Source organism: Streptomyces sp. NPDC052682 (assembly GCF_040678435.1).
Lineage (GTDB): Bacteria > Actinomycetota > Actinomycetes > Streptomycetales > Streptomycetaceae > Streptomyces.
On record NZ_JBFATS010000005.1, the window covers coordinates 373191 to 387959 of the forward strand.

14 protein-coding genes are annotated in these 14769 nt (G+C 73.8%); 6 read left to right on the forward strand and 8 right to left on the reverse strand.

Going from position 1 to position 14769, the window contains the following annotated elements:
* Positions 1 to 89: 89 nt before the first annotated feature.
* From AB0K80_RS10510 to AB0K80_RS10530, 5 genes are all read right to left on the reverse strand, one after another.
* On the reverse strand, positions 90 to 3194 hold the full coding sequence (locus AB0K80_RS10510) for an efflux RND transporter permease subunit (protein ID WP_365667895.1): 3105 nt from the start codon (positions 3192 to 3194) through the stop codon (positions 90 to 92).
* A gap of 168 nt (positions 3195 to 3362) precedes the next feature.
* A complete protein-coding gene (locus AB0K80_RS10515; RefSeq protein ID WP_365667897.1) occupies positions 3363 to 4043 on the reverse strand; it encodes a response regulator transcription factor in 681 nt (226 codons plus the stop codon).
* Complete coding sequence (locus tag AB0K80_RS10520) at positions 4040 to 5260, reverse strand: sensor histidine kinase (protein WP_365667899.1); 1221 nt, start codon at positions 5258 to 5260, stop codon at positions 4040 to 4042. Before AB0K80_RS10520 ends, AB0K80_RS10515 begins: the two co-directional genes overlap by 4 nt.
* An 89-nt stretch (positions 5261 to 5349) precedes the next feature.
* Positions 5350 to 5649 carry a hypothetical protein gene (locus tag AB0K80_RS10525; RefSeq protein ID WP_365667901.1) on the reverse strand — a complete coding sequence of 100 codons (300 nt, stop codon included), beginning with the start codon at positions 5647 to 5649 and terminating at the stop codon, positions 5350 to 5352.
* 22 nt (positions 5650 to 5671) lie between these two features.
* Positions 5672 to 6442, reverse strand: coding sequence for a PspA/IM30 family protein (locus tag AB0K80_RS10530; protein ID WP_365667947.1), 771 nt, complete (start codon positions 6440 to 6442; stop codon positions 5672 to 5674).
* A gap of 293 nt (positions 6443 to 6735) precedes the next feature.
* Here AB0K80_RS10530 and AB0K80_RS10535 point away from each other — a divergent pair, with 293 nt between their 5' ends.
* Together AB0K80_RS10535 and AB0K80_RS10540 are read left to right on the forward strand one after the other, a co-directional pair.
* On the forward strand, positions 6736 to 7335 hold the full coding sequence (locus AB0K80_RS10535; protein ID WP_365667903.1) for a DUF3043 domain-containing protein: 600 nt from the start codon (positions 6736 to 6738) through the stop codon (positions 7333 to 7335).
* An 83-nt stretch (positions 7336 to 7418) separates the two neighbouring features.
* Positions 7419 to 8120 carry a methyltransferase domain-containing protein gene (locus AB0K80_RS10540; protein WP_365667905.1) on the forward strand — a complete coding sequence of 234 codons (702 nt, stop codon included), beginning with the start codon at positions 7419 to 7421 and terminating at the stop codon, positions 8118 to 8120.
* 91 nt (positions 8121 to 8211) lie between these two features.
* On the opposite strand, the gene AB0K80_RS10545 is transcribed toward AB0K80_RS10540, so the two are convergent.
* On the reverse strand, positions 8212 to 8424 hold the full coding sequence (locus AB0K80_RS10545; RefSeq protein ID WP_365667906.1) for a hypothetical protein: 213 nt from the start codon (positions 8422 to 8424) through the stop codon (positions 8212 to 8214).
* A gap of 557 nt (positions 8425 to 8981) precedes the next feature.
* On the opposite strand from AB0K80_RS10545, the gene AB0K80_RS10550 reads away from it, so the two are divergent.
* Entirely contained in the window at positions 8982 to 10181 is a 1200-nt protein-coding gene (locus tag AB0K80_RS10550; RefSeq protein ID WP_365667908.1) for a bifunctional adenosylcobinamide kinase/adenosylcobinamide-phosphate guanylyltransferase, read from the forward strand.
* Positions 10182 to 10192: 11 nt separating this feature from the next.
* On the opposite strand, the gene AB0K80_RS10555 is transcribed toward AB0K80_RS10550, so the two are convergent.
* Positions 10193 to 11260: a class I SAM-dependent methyltransferase gene (locus AB0K80_RS10555; RefSeq protein WP_365667910.1), complete on the reverse strand. Its 1068-nt coding sequence runs from the start codon at positions 11258 to 11260 to the stop codon at positions 10193 to 10195.
* Positions 11261 to 11454: 194 nt separating this feature from the next.
* Here AB0K80_RS10555 and cobT point away from each other — a divergent pair, with 194 nt between their 5' ends.
* Positions 11455 to 12567 carry a nicotinate-nucleotide--dimethylbenzimidazole phosphoribosyltransferase gene (gene cobT, locus AB0K80_RS10560; protein WP_365667912.1) on the forward strand — a complete coding sequence of 371 codons (1113 nt, stop codon included), beginning with the start codon at positions 11455 to 11457 and terminating at the stop codon, positions 12565 to 12567.
* A 141-nt stretch (positions 12568 to 12708) separates the two neighbouring features.
* On the forward strand, positions 12709 to 13452 hold the full coding sequence (locus AB0K80_RS10565; protein WP_365667914.1) for a hypothetical protein: 744 nt from the start codon (positions 12709 to 12711) through the stop codon (positions 13450 to 13452).
* Here AB0K80_RS10565 and AB0K80_RS10570 read toward each other — a convergent pair.
* The gene (locus AB0K80_RS10570) at positions 13350 to 14114 is read right to left on the reverse strand and encodes a hypothetical protein (RefSeq protein ID WP_365667915.1); all 765 of its coding nucleotides are present in this window, start codon (positions 14112 to 14114) and stop codon (positions 13350 to 13352) included. The two genes, AB0K80_RS10565 and AB0K80_RS10570, sit on opposite strands and share 103 nt — an antisense overlap.
* A gap of 60 nt (positions 14115 to 14174) precedes the next feature.
* On the opposite strand from AB0K80_RS10570, the gene AB0K80_RS10575 reads away from it, so the two are divergent.
* Positions 14175 to 14769 (forward strand): adenosylcobinamide-GDP ribazoletransferase (locus tag AB0K80_RS10575; protein ID WP_365667917.1); only part of this gene is annotated, 595 nt, incomplete at its 3' end.

A 14769-nucleotide genomic window follows, 5' to 3' on the forward strand; every position in this document is an offset into this window, starting at 1 on the left:
CGGCTCCACCGTGGCCTGCGAAGAGGGGAAAGGAACAAGCAGGACGGCCGGGCCTCGTAAGAGGCCCGGCCGTCACTCTCAGGGCACCGTCACACCCCCGCCGGCTCCAAGCGCTTCTCCGCCTTCGCCTCCCTCTTCGCCGCCCGCTTCTTCGCCCGCCGCTCCTTGCGGAGCTCCAGCATCGCGTACAGCGTCGGGACGAGGAGCAGGGTCAGCAGCGTGGAGGTGATCAGGCCGCCGATCACGACCACCGCCAGCGGCTGGGCGATGAAGCCGCCCTCGCCGGTGATGCCCAGGGCCATCGGCAGCAGGGCGAAGATGGTCGCCAGGGCCGTCATCAGGATGGGGCGCAGACGGTGGCGGCCCCCCTCGATCACGGCCTCGACGACGCCGTAGCCCTGCCTGCGGTACTGGTTGATGAGGTCGATCAGCACGATCGCGTTGGTCACGACGATGCCGATCAGCATCAGCATGCCGATCATCGCGGGGACGCCCATCGGGGTGCCCGTGGCCACCAGCAGGCCGATCGCGCCCGTCGCGGCGAACGGGACGGACACCAACAGGATCAGCGGCTGGGCCAGCGAGCGGAAGGTGCTGACCAGCAGCATGAAGACGATGGCGATCGCGGCCAGCATCGCCAGGCCGAGGTTCTTGAACGCGTCGTCCTGGTCCTCGGACACCCCGCCGATCTGCGCGGTCGCGCCCGCCGGGAGCTTCAAGGCGTTGATCCTGGACTGGAGCTGGGTGCTCACCGCGCCCGTGTTGTCGCCGGTGGGCCGCGCGGTGATGGTGGCCGCGCGCTGACCGTCGATGCGGGTCATCGACACCGGGCCGTCCACCTGCCGGACCGTGGCGATGTCGCCGAGCTTCACCGCGCCCAGGCGCAGGTTCCTGAGCTGGTCGAGGGTCCGGGCTGGCTTGGCGGAGCGGATGACGATGTCGCGCTCGGTGTCGTCCAGGACCGCCTTGGCCGCCGTGGTGCCGCGTACGGCCTGGGCGACGGCCGCGCCGAGGGACTGGTCGTCGAAGCCGGCCTCGGCGGCCCGCGCGCCCGCCCGCACCGAGATGCGCGGCACGCTCGTGGCCAGGTCGCTGCGGACGTCGGTGACGTGGTCCAGCGAGGCGACCGCCTTGCGGACGTCCTCCGCGGCCCGGCGCAGCACATCGGCGTCGGCGGCCTTGACGACCACGCTGAGGTCCTGGTTGCCGAAGCCGTCACCGGCGGCGACGGTGGTCGTGCCGATGCCCTGGAGCTTCGCCAGTCCGTCCTCGATGCGGCTCTGCACGTCGGAGGAGGACGCGGAGTCGTCCAGCATCACCTGGTAGGAGGCCTGGTTGGTGTCCGTACCGCCGCCGAAGGCCGCCATGAAGCCCGACGAGCCGACGGTGACCTGGTAGTCCTTGACGCCCTTGGTGGCGGCCAGCAGCTTCTCGACCTTCTTCGCCTGGGCGTCGGTCGCCGCGAGGCTGGTGCCGGGCTTCAGCTTCTGCTTGACGGTGAGGACCTCGACCTCCCCCTGGTCGAAGAAGTTGGTCTTCAGCAGGGTGCCCATGCCGGCCGTGCCGATCAGGACGACGACCGCGATCGCGACACTCGTCAGCCGGCGCCGGGTCGCGAACCGCAGGACGGGGACGTAGATCCGCTGCAGACGGCTCCTGGCCTCCTTCTCCTCCGCCAGGCGGCGGGCCTCGGCCGCGTCCTCGGGGGTGCCCTTGGGAGGGCGCAGGAACCAGTACGACAGGACCGGGACGACCGTCAGGGAGACCAGCAGCGAGGCCAGCAGGGCGGCCGTGACCGTCAGGCTGAACGAGCCGAACAGTTCGCCGACCATGCCGCCGACCAGGCCGATCGGCAGGAACACCGCGACGGTGGTGAGGGTGGAGGACGTCACCGCGCCCGCGACCTCGCGGACGGCCTTGAGGATGGCGTCCCGGCGCTCCTCGCCGTAGCCGAGGTGCCGCTTGATGTTCTCCAGCACCACGATGGAGTCGTCGACGACCCGGCCGATGGCGATGGTGAGCGCGCCGAGCGTGAGCATGTTCAGCGACAGGTCGCGGGACCACAGCACGATCAGGGCGAGGACGACCGAAAGCGGGATGCTCACGGCCGTGACCAGCGTCGAGCGGATCGACGCCAGGAAGACGAGGATGACCAGGACCGCGAAGACCAGGCCGAGCGCGCCCTCGGTGGTCAGGCCCTCGATGGACTTCTTCACCGCCGGGCCCTGGTCGCTGACGACGGTCAGGTCCGCGCCGGAGCCGAGGTCCGCGCGCAGCTCGGGGAGCTTGTCCTGGACGGCGTCGGAGATGGCGACCGCGCTGCCGTCGTGGTCCATGGTGACGGCGACGGCGAGGCTGGGCCGGCCGTCGGTGCGGGTGATCGAGTCGGCCCGGGCCTCCTGCTGCCTCACCGTGGCGACATCGCCGAGGCGCACCGGCTTGCCCTTGCCGGGCTCGCCCGTGACCCGCAGGTCCTTGATCTGCTGCAGCGAGGTGAAGCCGCCGCCGACCTGGACGGTGCGGTTGGCGCCGCCCTCGTCGAAGGAGCCGGCCGGGACGGTGGCGCCGCCTGCCTGGAGGGCCTGGGCGAGGGACTGCGGGGTCAGACCGGCCTTGGCCAGCTTCGCGTCGTCCGGCGTGACGGTGACCTGGAGGTCCCGCACCCCGTCGACCGTGACCTGGCCGACGCCCTCGATGTCCTTCAGGGCCGGGACGACGGTCCGGTCCAGCTGGTCGGCCAGCGCCTGCTGGTCCCGGTCGGAGGTGACGGCGAGGACGACGGTCGGGATGTCGTCGGTCGAACCGGCCACGACCTGCGGGTCCACGGCGTCCGGCAGCTGGACGCGGGCCCGGTTGACGGCCTGCTGGACGTCGGCGACGAGCTGCTTGGTGTCGTTGCCGTAGTCGAAGGACGCCATGATCAGGGCGTTGCCCTCGCTGGCGGTGGAGGTGACGCCGGTGATGCCGTCGACCGCCTCCAGGCTGTCCTCGAGGGGTTCGACGACCTGCTTCTCGACCACGTCCGGGGACGCGCCCTGGTAGGGCGCCAGCACGGACACCACGGGCAGTTCGAGGGTGGGCAGCAGCTGCTGTTTGAGCTGGGGTATGGCGATCGCCCCGAAGACGAGCGCGACGATCGACATCAGCCCGATCAGGGCCCGTTGCGCGAGGCTGAATCTGGACAGCCAGGACATGGATGAAGGTCTCTCTTCTGTGAGCGGCAGAAGTGCGTGAGTCATGGCGCGGCGCACAGGTGAGCGCCCGCCCTTACACCCTGAGCCATCCGGGACCGCCGATCCGTAGGCCCCAAGTCCCGTTCCTTATACGGCGCATACTCCGGGCGCAGTACGCCCGGAGTGGCCTCACTCCACCCTTGGGCGGACCAGCCCCGACTCGTAGGCGATGACCACGAGCTGGGCCCGGTCCCGGGCTCCCAGCTTGGACATGGCCCGGTTGACGTGGGTCTTCACGGTGAGCGGGCTGACCTCCAGCCGCTCGGCGATCTCGTCGTTGGAGTGGCCGCCGGCCACCAGCACGAGCACCTCCCGCTCCCGTACGGTCAGCGAGCCGAGCCGCTCGGAGCGGGCCGGGTCGTGGTCCTCGGCCGTGCCGTCCTGGGCGAGGAAGCGGTCGATCAGGCCCTTGGTGGCGGCCGGGGACAGCAGTGCCTCACCGCCGGCCGCGATCCGGATGGCGTTCAGCAGTTCCTCCGGCTCGGAGCCCTTGCCGAGGAACCCGGAGGCGCCCGCGCGCAGCGAGCGCACCACGTAGTCGTCCACCTCGAACGTCGTGAGGATCACCACCCGGACGCCTGCGAGGTCCGGGTCGGCGCTGATCATGCGGGTGGCCGCCAGGCCGTCCGTGCCGGGCATCCGGATGTCCATCAGCACCACGTCGGCACGCTGTTCCCTGGCCAGCCGCACCGCCTCCGCCCCGTCGGACGCCTCGCCCACCACCTCCATGTCGGGCTCGGAGTCGACCAGGACGCGGAAGGCACTGCGCAGCAGCGCCTGGTCGTCGGCGAGCAGCACACGGATCGTCATGCGGGGTCCTTCTGGGTCGGGGCGGGGCCGGTGACGGGCAGGACCGCGTGGACGCGGAAGCCGCCGCCGTAGCGGGGGCCGGTGGTGAGGGTGCCGCGCAGGGCGGTGACGCGCTCCCGCATGCCGAGCAGCCCGTGCCCGCCGCCGGAGGCGGAGCTGCGGTCCTGCGCGGTGCCGTCGTCGAGGACGGTGATCTCGATGTGCGGCCCCACGCGGACGACGCTCACCTCCGCCTTCGCGTCGGGGCCGGCGTGCTTCTGCACGTTGGTGAGGGCCTCCTGGATCACCCGGTAGGCGGCCAGGTCGACGGCGGCGGGCAGGGTGGTGCCCTGGTCGGTGCGGGCGACCTCGACGTGCAGGCCGGCGCTGCGGAAGGTGCCGACCAGTTCGTCGAGACGGTCCAGGCCGGCGACGGGTTCGGTGGGGGCCTCCGGGTCGCCGGACTGGCGCAGCAGGCCGACGGTGGCGCGCAGCTCGTCGAGCGCGGAGCGGCTGGCCTCGCGGACGTGCGCGAGGGCCTCCTTGGCCTGGTCGGGGCGCTTGTCCATGACGTGCGCGGCGACACCGGCCTGGACGTTGACGAGCGCGATGTGGTGGGCGACGACGTCGTGCAGGTCGCGGGCGATGCGCAGGCGTTCCTCGGCGACCCGGCGCCGGGCCTCCTCCTCCCGGGTGCGTTCGGCCCGCTCGGCGCGTTCCCGGATGGCCCGGACGACGGCCCGGCGGCTGCGGACGGCGTCCCCGGCGGTCGCGCCGATACCCGTCCAGGCGAAGATCGCGAGGTTCTCCTGCGCGTACCAGGGCAGCGGGCCGCAGATCATGGCGGCGCCGGTCAGGACGGTCATGGTGAGCAGGCCGACACGCCAGGTGGTGGGGCGGTCGGTGGTGGAGGCGACGGTGTAGAGGGCGACGACCGCGGACATCGCGACGGGGGCGCGAGGGTCGCCGGTGACGGACTCCACGACGGAGCAGGTGCCGGTGAGGGCGAGGACCGTACGGGGGACGCGGCGGCGGAAGACCAGGGCGGCGGCGCCGAGGGCGATGAGGAGCAGGCTGAGCGGGTCGGGGGTGCGCAGGCCCCAGGTGACGCCGTCCGGGCTGTGCGGGTCGACGAAGGAACCGGCGACCATACAGGCCAGGACGGCGGCGGCCAGGGCCGCGTCGACGGCCAGGGGGTGTGCCTTGGCCCGGCATCTGGCCCGCTGCAGGGTGCTCACGGCTGTTTACGGTAGCCGGGCCGGACATCCGTGCGTACGGCGCGGGGTGGTGCGTGCAGCCGGGGCCGCGCCCCGGCTGCCCGTACGCCCTAGGTGCCGGGGGTGCCGGGGGTGCCGGGGATCAGCCCGTCGTCGCTCAGCAGGTCCCGGACCTCCTCCAGGGTCGCGTCCGGGGACGGCAGGATCAGCTCCGACGGCTCCAGGGAGTCGTCCGGCAACGGCTCGCCCAGTTCACGGACCTTGGACAGCAGGGCGGTCAGGGTGCGGCGGAACCCGGGGCCGTCGCCGTTGTTCATCTCGGCCAGGAGCTCGTCGTCCAGCGTGTTCAGCTCGGCGAAGTGGCGGTCCGCCAGCCTCACCTGCCCCTCCCCCATGATCCGTACGATCATGTCGCCCTCCTAGGCGTGGGCCCTACTGCTTGTCGAAGCGCGGGGTGTCCTGCGGCTGCTGCTGGGGCTGCGACCGGCTCGTGCCGCCTTCGATGGCCTGCTGCCCGGCGGACGATCCACCGGCCAGCTCGGCCTTCATGCGCTGCAGCTCCAGCTCTACATCCGTACCACCGGAGAGCCGGTCCAGCTCGGCCTGGATGTCGTCCTTGTGCATGCCGGACGGGTCGTCCAGGGCGCCGGAGGCCAGGAGTTCGTCGATCGCGCCGGCCCGGGCCTGGAGCTGGGCCGTCTTGTCCTCGGCGCGCTGGATCGCCAGGCCCACGTCGCCCATCTCCTCGGAGATGCCGGAGAACGCCTCGCCGATGCGGGTCTGGGCCTGGGCCGCCGTGTAGGTCGCCTTGATGGTCTCCTTCTTCGTACGGAAGGCGTCCACCTTGGCCTGGAGCCGCTGGGCCGCGAGAGTGAGCTTCTCCTCCTCGCCCTGCAGCGTGGCGTGCTGCGTCTCCAGGTCCGTCACCTGCTGCTGGAGCGCGGCCTTGCGGGACAGCGCCTCGCGGGCCAGGTCCTCCCGGCCGAGCGCCAGCGCCTTGCGGCCCTGGTCCTCCAGCTTCGAGGACTGCTGCTGGAGCTGGTTCAGCTGGAGCTCCAGGCGCTTGCGGGAGGTGGCCACGTCCGCGACGCCGCGGCGGACCTTCTGGAGCAGCTCGAGCTGCTTCTGGTACGAGTAATCGAGGGTCTCGCGCGGGTCCTCGGCCCGGTCCAGGGCCTTGTTCGCCTTCGCGCGGAAGATCATCCCCATACGCTTCATGACACCGCTCATGGGCTTCGCGCGCCCCCTTCTGACCGACTCCGGCTCCAGCTCTGCGACAGAACCCACAGTACGGGCCCTGCTTCCATTACCGCACTGTTCGGGGACGGATGCGCTCCTCCCCAAGGACGACTGTGCCCCCACCCCCTCCGGCGTAGGGAGTAGGTGATGCCCGGGGGCGCATCGTCCCCTCTGTCCCCTTACTGACGAACGGTGTTGCCGGATCGTTCCCCAGGCGGCTGGGGTCCATGCCCGCCAAGCGCTTACCCTTGGGTTTTGTGTTCCGTAGCCGTGCCAAGGAAGAGAAGGCACCGGCCGCCGGCAAGGCGCCCGTGACCGACTCCAAGCAGCCCCGTCACCCGGAGGCCCCCAAGGGCCGCCCCACGCCCAAGCGCAGCCAGGCCCAGTCGCAGCGCCGCAGCGTCGCCAACACGCAGCTGTCGCGCAAGGAGGCCGCCAAGCGCCAGCGCGAGGAGCGCCGTGCCGCGCTGGAGCGGCAGCGCCAGGCGCTGGCGAGTGGCGACGAGCGGTACCTGCCGGCCCGCGACAAGGGCCCGGTGCGCCGCTTCGCGCGCGACTTCGTGGACTCGCGGTTCAACATCGCGGAGTTCTTCCTGCCGATGGCCGTGGTCATCCTGGTGCTGAGCATGGTGCGGGTGCCCGCGCTGCAGAACATCGCGCTGCTGCTGTGGCTCGTGGTGATCGTGCTGATCGTGCTTGACTCGTTCGTCACGGGCTTGCGTCTGAGGAAGCGCCTGAGCGAGCGCTTCCCGGACGACAACAAGCGCGGCGCGGTCGCCTACGCGCTGATGCGCTCCCTGCAGATGCGCCGGCTCCGGCTGCCCAAGCCGCAGGTCAAGCGCGGAGAGCGGCCCTGAACACGACGCCGTTCACCGGGGGCGCGGCGGATGCCTGGCTGAACACGCTGGGGGGTCTGCGGGACGTCGTACGGCAGGAGCTGGTGGCCCGGCAACTCGACGAGCAGATCGCCGGGCGGTTCCCGGTCGGGCAGCGGCTGCGGGTGCTCGACGTGGGGATGGGCCAGGGCACGCAGGCGCTGCGCCTGGCCCGGCTCGGGCACCAGGTGACCGGGCTCGAGCAGGACCCGACGATGATCGCCACGGCCCGTGAGGCGCTCGCCGGGGAACCGGAGGGCATCCGGGAGCGGATGCGGATCATGGAGGGCGACGGCCGGGACACCGGCGTGCACTTCGTGCCCGGCAGCTTCGATGTGGTGCTGTGCCACGGCGTGCTGATGTACGTCGAGGAGCCCGACCCGCTGCTGGCCGGGCTGGCGCGGGTGCTGGCGCCCGGCGGGCTGCTGTCGCTGCTGGTGCGCAACGGCGACGCGCTCGCGATGCGGCCGGGGCTGGCCGGCGACTGGGCCGGGGCGCTGGCCGCCTTCGACACCACCGCCTACCGCAACAGGCTGGGGCTCGACGTACGGGCCGACCGGCTGGGCGCGCTGACGGACACCCTGGCGGGGATCGGGGCGCCGCTGAACGCGTGGTACGGCGTGCGGGTGTTCACGGACACGGCGGCCGACGGCGCGGAGGTTCCGGCCGACCTGGAGGCGCTGCTCGCGGTCGAGGAGAAGGCCGGGCGGACGGATCCCTACCGTGGGGTGGCGGCACTGCTGCATCTGTGCGGCGTACGCGGCTGAGTCCGCTTCGGTCCTTGCGGTGGCCGGGGGCGCGGGCTGAGCGCCGGGGGCGCGGGCTGGGCGGGGACCCGGTGGGCCCCCGCCCCGGGGCTCAGGCCTCGTCCGCGTGCAGGCTCATCGGCCCGTAGATCTCGCGGCCGTCCTCGAACAGCCGGACCTGGTCGGCACCGCCCTCCAGCAGCTTCTTCCAGTTCTCCCCGATCCAGGACTCGGCGTCCCCCTGGGTGGGGAACTCCTCCGGCGGCACCGCGGGCTCGACCTCCGTCCCGTCGGTCTTCTCGAACCGCCACGTCCATGCCGCCATGTACGCCTCCCTGTGTGTGAGCACACTGCACAGCGTGAGCCGGATCTTGGTCCGGCTCCTGCCCGAAGCCTATGCGCTCCGCTGGGTGGGTTGTGAGGGTGCGTGGGGTGATCGGTCGTGTGCGGGGGGTGGTGGGGCTGGGCGCGCAGTTCCCCGCGCCCCTTGCGGCGTTCCCGCATGGGTCCGTAGGTGAGGTGCTGGGGGTGGCGGTCCTCGGGTGCGGGAGGTGGTGGGCTGGGCGCGCAGTTCCCCGCGCCCCTTGGGGCGCGCCCGCTTGAGTCGCTCGTGAGGGTGCTGGGGGTGGCGGTCCTCGGGTGCGGGAGGTGGTGGGCTGGGCGCGCAGTTCCCCGCGCCCCTTGGGGCGCGCCCGCATGGGTCCGTAGGTGAGGTGCTGGGGGTGGCGGTCCTCGGGTGCGGGTGGGCGTGGGCTGGGCGCGCAGTTCCCCGCGCCCCTTGCGGCGTTCCCGCATGGGTCGTCCGTGAGGGTGCAGTTCTCCGCGCCCCTTGGAGGGGGTGTTCCCCGCGCCGGTGGCAGGGCCGCGGGTGAGAATCGGGCTGTGGAACTGACTTTGCTCGGCACTGGTGCTCCCGCGGGGGTGCCCCGCCCCGACTGTCCCTGTGCGGCGTGCGCCGCCGCTCTCGGTCCGGATGCGCGGGCGGCCACCGCGCTGCTCGTGGACGGGGCGCTGCTGCTGGACCTGACGCCGGGTGCGGCGTTCGCCGCCGCTCGGGCGGGGCGTTCCCTGGGGGGCGTGCGGCAGGTGCTGCTGTCGCACCCGCACGAAGGGCCGGCCGTGGAGGTGCCGGCCGGGGTGCCGCAGCCGGGACGGGTGCCGGACGGGCGGGAGCTGGCGCTGCTGACGGGGCATCGGGTGCGGGCCGTGGCGATGGACGCGCCGGGCACCGGGTACGCGGTGACCGGCCCGGAGGGGCAGCGGCTGCTGTATCTGCCGCCGGGCGGCGCCCCCGCGGGGCTGGAGGAGCCGGCCGAGACGTACGACATGGTCCTCGCGGACGTGGTGGGGCGGCCGGACGCGCTGGCCAAGCTGCGGGCGGTGGGCGCGGTGGGCCCGACGACCGATGTGGTCGCCGTCCACCTGGACCACGACGTGCCGCCCGGCCCGGAGCTGCGGCGCCGGCTCGCGGCGGCCGGGGCGCGTGCCGTGCCGGACGGGGCGACGCTGGTGGTGGGCGCGTACGAGGACGTCCCCGACGTGCCGCGCCGCACTCTCGTCCTGGGCGGGGCGCGGTCGGGCAAGTCGGTGGAGGCCGAGCGGCGCCTGGAGTCCTTCCCGCACGTGCTGTACGTGGCGACCGGCGGGTCCCGCAACGGGGACACCGAGTGGGCGGCCCGGGTCTTCGCCCACCGGGAGCGGCGGCCGGGCTCCTGGCAGACCGTGGAGACCTGCGACCTGGTGCCGCTGCTGAAGGACGACGGGCCGCCGCTGCTCATCGACTGCCTGTCGCTGTGGCTGACGGACGCGATGGACGCCGCCGGGGCGTGGGACGACGCGGAGTGGGCGGACGGCGGGGAGCGGCTGCTGCGGGAGCGGGTGCGCGAGCTGACGGAGGCGGTGCGGGCCACCCGGCGCACGGTGGTCGCCGTCTCCAACGAGGTGGGCTCGGGCATCGTGCCGGCCACCGCGTCCGGGCGGCGCTACCGGGACGAACTCGGGCGCCTGAACGCGGCGTTCGCGGACGAGTGCGAGCACGTGCTGCTGGTGGTGGCGGGGCAGGCGGTGGTGCTGCGGGGGTGAGCGCCCCCGCGTCACATCCCGGGTTTGCGGGCGATGACGCGGTACGTGTTCGCGCAGCGGGTGCGGCGCAGGACGGGGGCCAGGGCGTGGTCCGCCACCGCCGCCGCGGCGACCAGGGCGCCGCCCGCGCGCAGCACGACCGCGCGCAGGTGTTCCTGGAGCGGGGTGGGCGGGATGGCGCGCCAGGGGGAGTCCGGGCCGGGCAGCGCGTGGCAGAGGGCCAGGGCGGTGGCGCCGGCCAGGTCGTGGGGGACGTGGGCGGACCGGTGGTCGAGGGTGATGATCGCGCAGCCGTGGGCCTGGAGTTCGGCGCGCAGGTTGTGCGGGGGCAGCAGATGCAGGTGGCGGGGCTGGTCGTACGGGAGCCACCAGCGGCCGAGCAGATGGGCGAGGACGCTGCGCGGGTCGAGGCACTCGATCAGCAGGTGGCCGCCCGGGCGCAGGACCTCCAGGGCCGCCGCCAGTTCTGCGCGGGGGTCCTGGGCGCGTTCCAGGTGGTGGAACATGCTGACCACGTCGTAGCGGGCGCGCAGCCGGGCCGTGATCCGCGGGTCCGCGAGCCGGCCGACGTACGCCTCCTCCACCCGCCCCGCGGCCCGGGCGCGGTCGACGCGCGGGGTCGGGTCGAGGCCGTCGAAGGCGGTGTACGGGAAGAGCTCGCGGGCGGTCGCCGGGAAGCGGCCGTGGCCCGTGCCCACGTCCAGCCAGCTCTCCGGCTCGCCGAAGGGCAGCATCGCGCGGGCGGCCGAGCGGCGCCGGCGCGGGCCGCCGCGCTGGGCGAGGACGCGTTCGGTGGCGGGGTCGTGCGGTTCGCCGCGCACGGTGCGCAGGTACAGGGCCAGGCCCTCGGTCGTCAGGCGGGGGTTCTGGAAGGTGTGGCCGCAGTCCCCGCACACGTCCACGGTGAACATGCCCGGCTTGTACCGCCTGAGGTCCCCGCTGCGCAGCCGGGTGCGCAGCCGCCCGGAGCCGCACCAGGGGCAGTCGGCACGGCGGGGCTCGTGGACCCGGACGGTCGGGGGGTGCGGCACGACGGGCGTGGGGGCGGGGGCGGCGGTGGGGCGGGCCGGTGCGGGCATGGGCGGCTCCCGGAGAGGACGTACGGCACGGTGGACGCGGGCCGGCGGGACGAGGAACGGCGTATGACATTCAGCAGCAAAACGGTACGTACGGTGCGGGTCTGTGCGGCGCACCCGCGGTGGTACGGCGTGGTGGCGGACCCCGCCCCGATCTGGGCCCGTTCCGTTCGGCCGGTGCCGGTACTGTTCGGCGAATGAGCTCGCTTAATCTCGACGACTTCACCGATCTGATCGAGCGTCCGGACGGCGGGGTACGCCGTGACGCCGAGGCGCGCCGGGAGCGTCAGATCGTGCCGCCCGGGGCGCTGGGCCGCCTCGACGACCTGGGTGAGTGGCTGGCGGCGGCGCAGTCGGCCGTGCCGGTGCGGCCGATCGAACGGCCGCGGGTGGTGCTGTTCGCCGGTGACCACGGGATCGCGGAGCTGGGCGTCTCGGCGCGTCCGGCGGGCAGCGCCGGGGAGCTGGTGCGCGAGGTACTGGAGGGCGGCCGTCCCGTGTCGGTGCTCGCCCGGCGGCAGGGCGTGCCGCTGCGGGTCGTCGACATGGCGCTGGACTGCGACCCGGCCACGCTGCCGCCGGACGTCGTACGGCACCGGGTGCGGCGAGGCAGCGGGCGGATCGACGTCGAGGACGCGCTGACGCCCGAGGAGGCCGAGGCCGCGTTCCGGGCGGGCGTCGCCGTGGCCGACGAGGAGGCCGACGCCGGTACGGATCTGGTGGTGCTCGGCGATGTGAGCGTCGGCGGGACCACGGCCGCGGGCGTGCTGGTCGCGGCGCTGTGCGGGACGGACGCCTCGGTCGTCACCGGGCGGGGCGGCCTGGCGATCGACGACCTGGCGTGGATGCGCAAGTGCGCCGCGATCCGGGACGCGCTGCGGCGGGCCCGGCCCGTACTCGGGGACCAGCTGCGGCTGCTGGCGACGGTGGGCGGCGCCGACCTCGCCGCGATGACCGGGTTCCTGCTGCAGAGCGCGGTGCGCAAGATGCCGGTCGTGCTCGACGGTGTGGTCACGGCCGCCTGCGCGCTGGTCGCGCAGCGGGTCGCGTTCCGGGCGCCGGACTGGTGGCTGGCCTCCCACGACAGCGGTGAGCCCGGGCAGGCCAAGGCGCTGGACCGGATGGCGCTGGAGCCGCTGCTGTCCCAGGGCGTGCGCGTGGGCGAGGGCGCGGGGGGCCTGCTGGCGCTGCCGCTGGTGCAGGCGGCTGCCGCGCTGGCGGCGGAACTCCCCGAGAAGCCGAAGGACTCCGAGGCGTTGGCGGAGCAGGAGGGGGAACAGGCGCACCAGGCGCAGGAGGAACTGGGGTAGCGGGTTCCACGGTTTACCGGAGAGACGGATCACCGACGGATCCGTTCGGTCCGCTCAACTTCGTCCCGTCCCGTGCCGTCTTGGCAGGTGGCGCGCGTTTCGGCGCGCGCCACCGGGAGGCCGCACGGATGAGGACGCCGCATGGACACGCTCGCCCGCTGGGCCCGCGCCGAATGGGGGCCGCTGTACGCCGCGGTGCGCGGGCCGCTGGCCGGCGGACGCCTGCGGGCGGTGGTGATGACGCTCGGGGCGGTGTGCCTGACGGTGCTGCTGCACGTCGTGCACACCCGGCCCTGGGGCTACCGGGTCGTGGAGCACCTGGGAGCCGTGCGGGCCGAGGACCCGCTGTGGCTGGCGCTGCTGCGCACCCCGCTGTCGCTGTTCGTGCCGGCGCTGGACCTGCCGGTGTGGGGGGCGCTGGCGCAGATCCTGTGCGTGTTCGGCGTCGCGGAGATCTGCCTGGGCCGGCGGCGGACCCTCGCCGTCGCCTACCTCGCCACGCTCGCCGGCACGCTGTACGCGCGGGTGGGCATCTGGCTGGGCCCGGACGCCGTCCCGCTGGGGCTGCCCGCCTCGGACGCCCGGGTGGTGGACACCGGCCCGTCGGCGGCGGTGGTGGGCCTGGCCGTGTACCTCGGGTGGCGCTACGGCGCGTACCTGACGGCGGGGGCGGTGACGCTCGCGATGGTGGCCGAGGTCGTGGTGAAGGAGAACCTCGCGGGCAAGGAGCACCTGGCGGCGATCGTGGTGGTGCTGGCGGTGTGCGCGGCCGGCGAGCTGCGTCACCGGTGTTCCAGGGACCTGGCCGGCTCGTCGTCCGGCCGGCCCCCGATCCAGTCCTGGAAGGCGCGCCGCGGACCCGCCCAGCGGCGGTCGTGCCGGTAGGCGCGCAGGGTCGCCCGGGCGCGGGCGCGGTGCCGGTGGCGGTAGAAGCGCTTGGCCCAGGGTGAGCCGGGGCGGGCCAGCCGTACAGCGCCGATGAGGGCGACGACGGGGACGATCACCCCGAACACCGCCACCCTTGGTTTGCCCTTGACCAGGGCGATCAGGGCGAAGACGAAGTTCGTGACGATGTTGAGGATGACGCCGAACCGGTCCTGCTCCTCGTCCTGGGAGACGTCGTTGACGCCGAACGGCGAGAAGCCGATCAGGAACAGGCCGACGAGGGCGGCGGTGAGGACGACGGCCTCGACGCTCTTGCGGCCGGCCTCGGTCCAGTAGACGTCGGCGAGGTGCAGGATCAGCGCGAACTCGTCCAGGACCAGGCCCGCGCCGATGCCGAAGATCACCGCGGAGATGGCCGATCCGGCCTCGTGCCAGGCGCTGGCCGCGGCGCCGAAGCCCCCGACGATCGTCAGGATGACGCCGGGCACCACGTGGTGGATGTGCACCCCGCCCGACTCGACGTTGCCGAACGGCCCCTTGCCCGCCCGGATAAGCCGGGTGATGACACGGGTGACCAGGAAGGTCAGGACGAAGGCGGTGAGGGCGAGGAGCAGCGGCAGTTTGCCCGGCTCGATGATGTTCCGCTGCCACCAATCTCCCATATGTGCACTTTATCCACGGGCCCCGTCCGCCCTCTCCTGACCGCCGGGTAACCTGCGCCGGTGGCCCAGACCTCGCCGACCTCGCCCTTCGACGGCCTCCGTTTCGCCTTCGGCACCCTGACCGTGCTCCCGGTCCGGGTGACCCGCTGGGACCGGGCCGCCGCCCGCGGCGGCATGCTGTGCGCCCCGCTGGCCGGAGCGGTGGTGGGCGCCGCGGCCGCCGCCGCGGGCGCGCTGCTGCTGTTCCTCGGGGCCGGTGCGCTGCTCGCCGCCGTCGCGGCCACCGCCGTGCCCGCCGTCCTCACCCGGGGCCTGCACCTGGACGGACTCGCCGACACCGCCGACGGGCTGGGCAGCGGCAAGCCCGCCGAGGACGCCCTGCGGATCATGAAGCAGTCGGACATCGGCCCGTTCGGCGTGCTCACGCTCGTGCTGGTGCTGCTCGCCCAGGTGGCCGCGCTCGCGCAGGCGTACGGCGGCTCGTGGGCGCGGGGGGCGCTGGCGGCCGTCGTCGCGGCGACGGCCGCCCGGCTGGCCCTCACGCTGGCCGCCCGCGCCGGGGTGCCCGCCGCCCGGCCGGAGGGGCTGGGCGCGGCCGTCGCGGGCGTGGTGCCGGGGCGCGGCGCCCTGGCCGCCGCCGTCGCGGCCGGTGCGG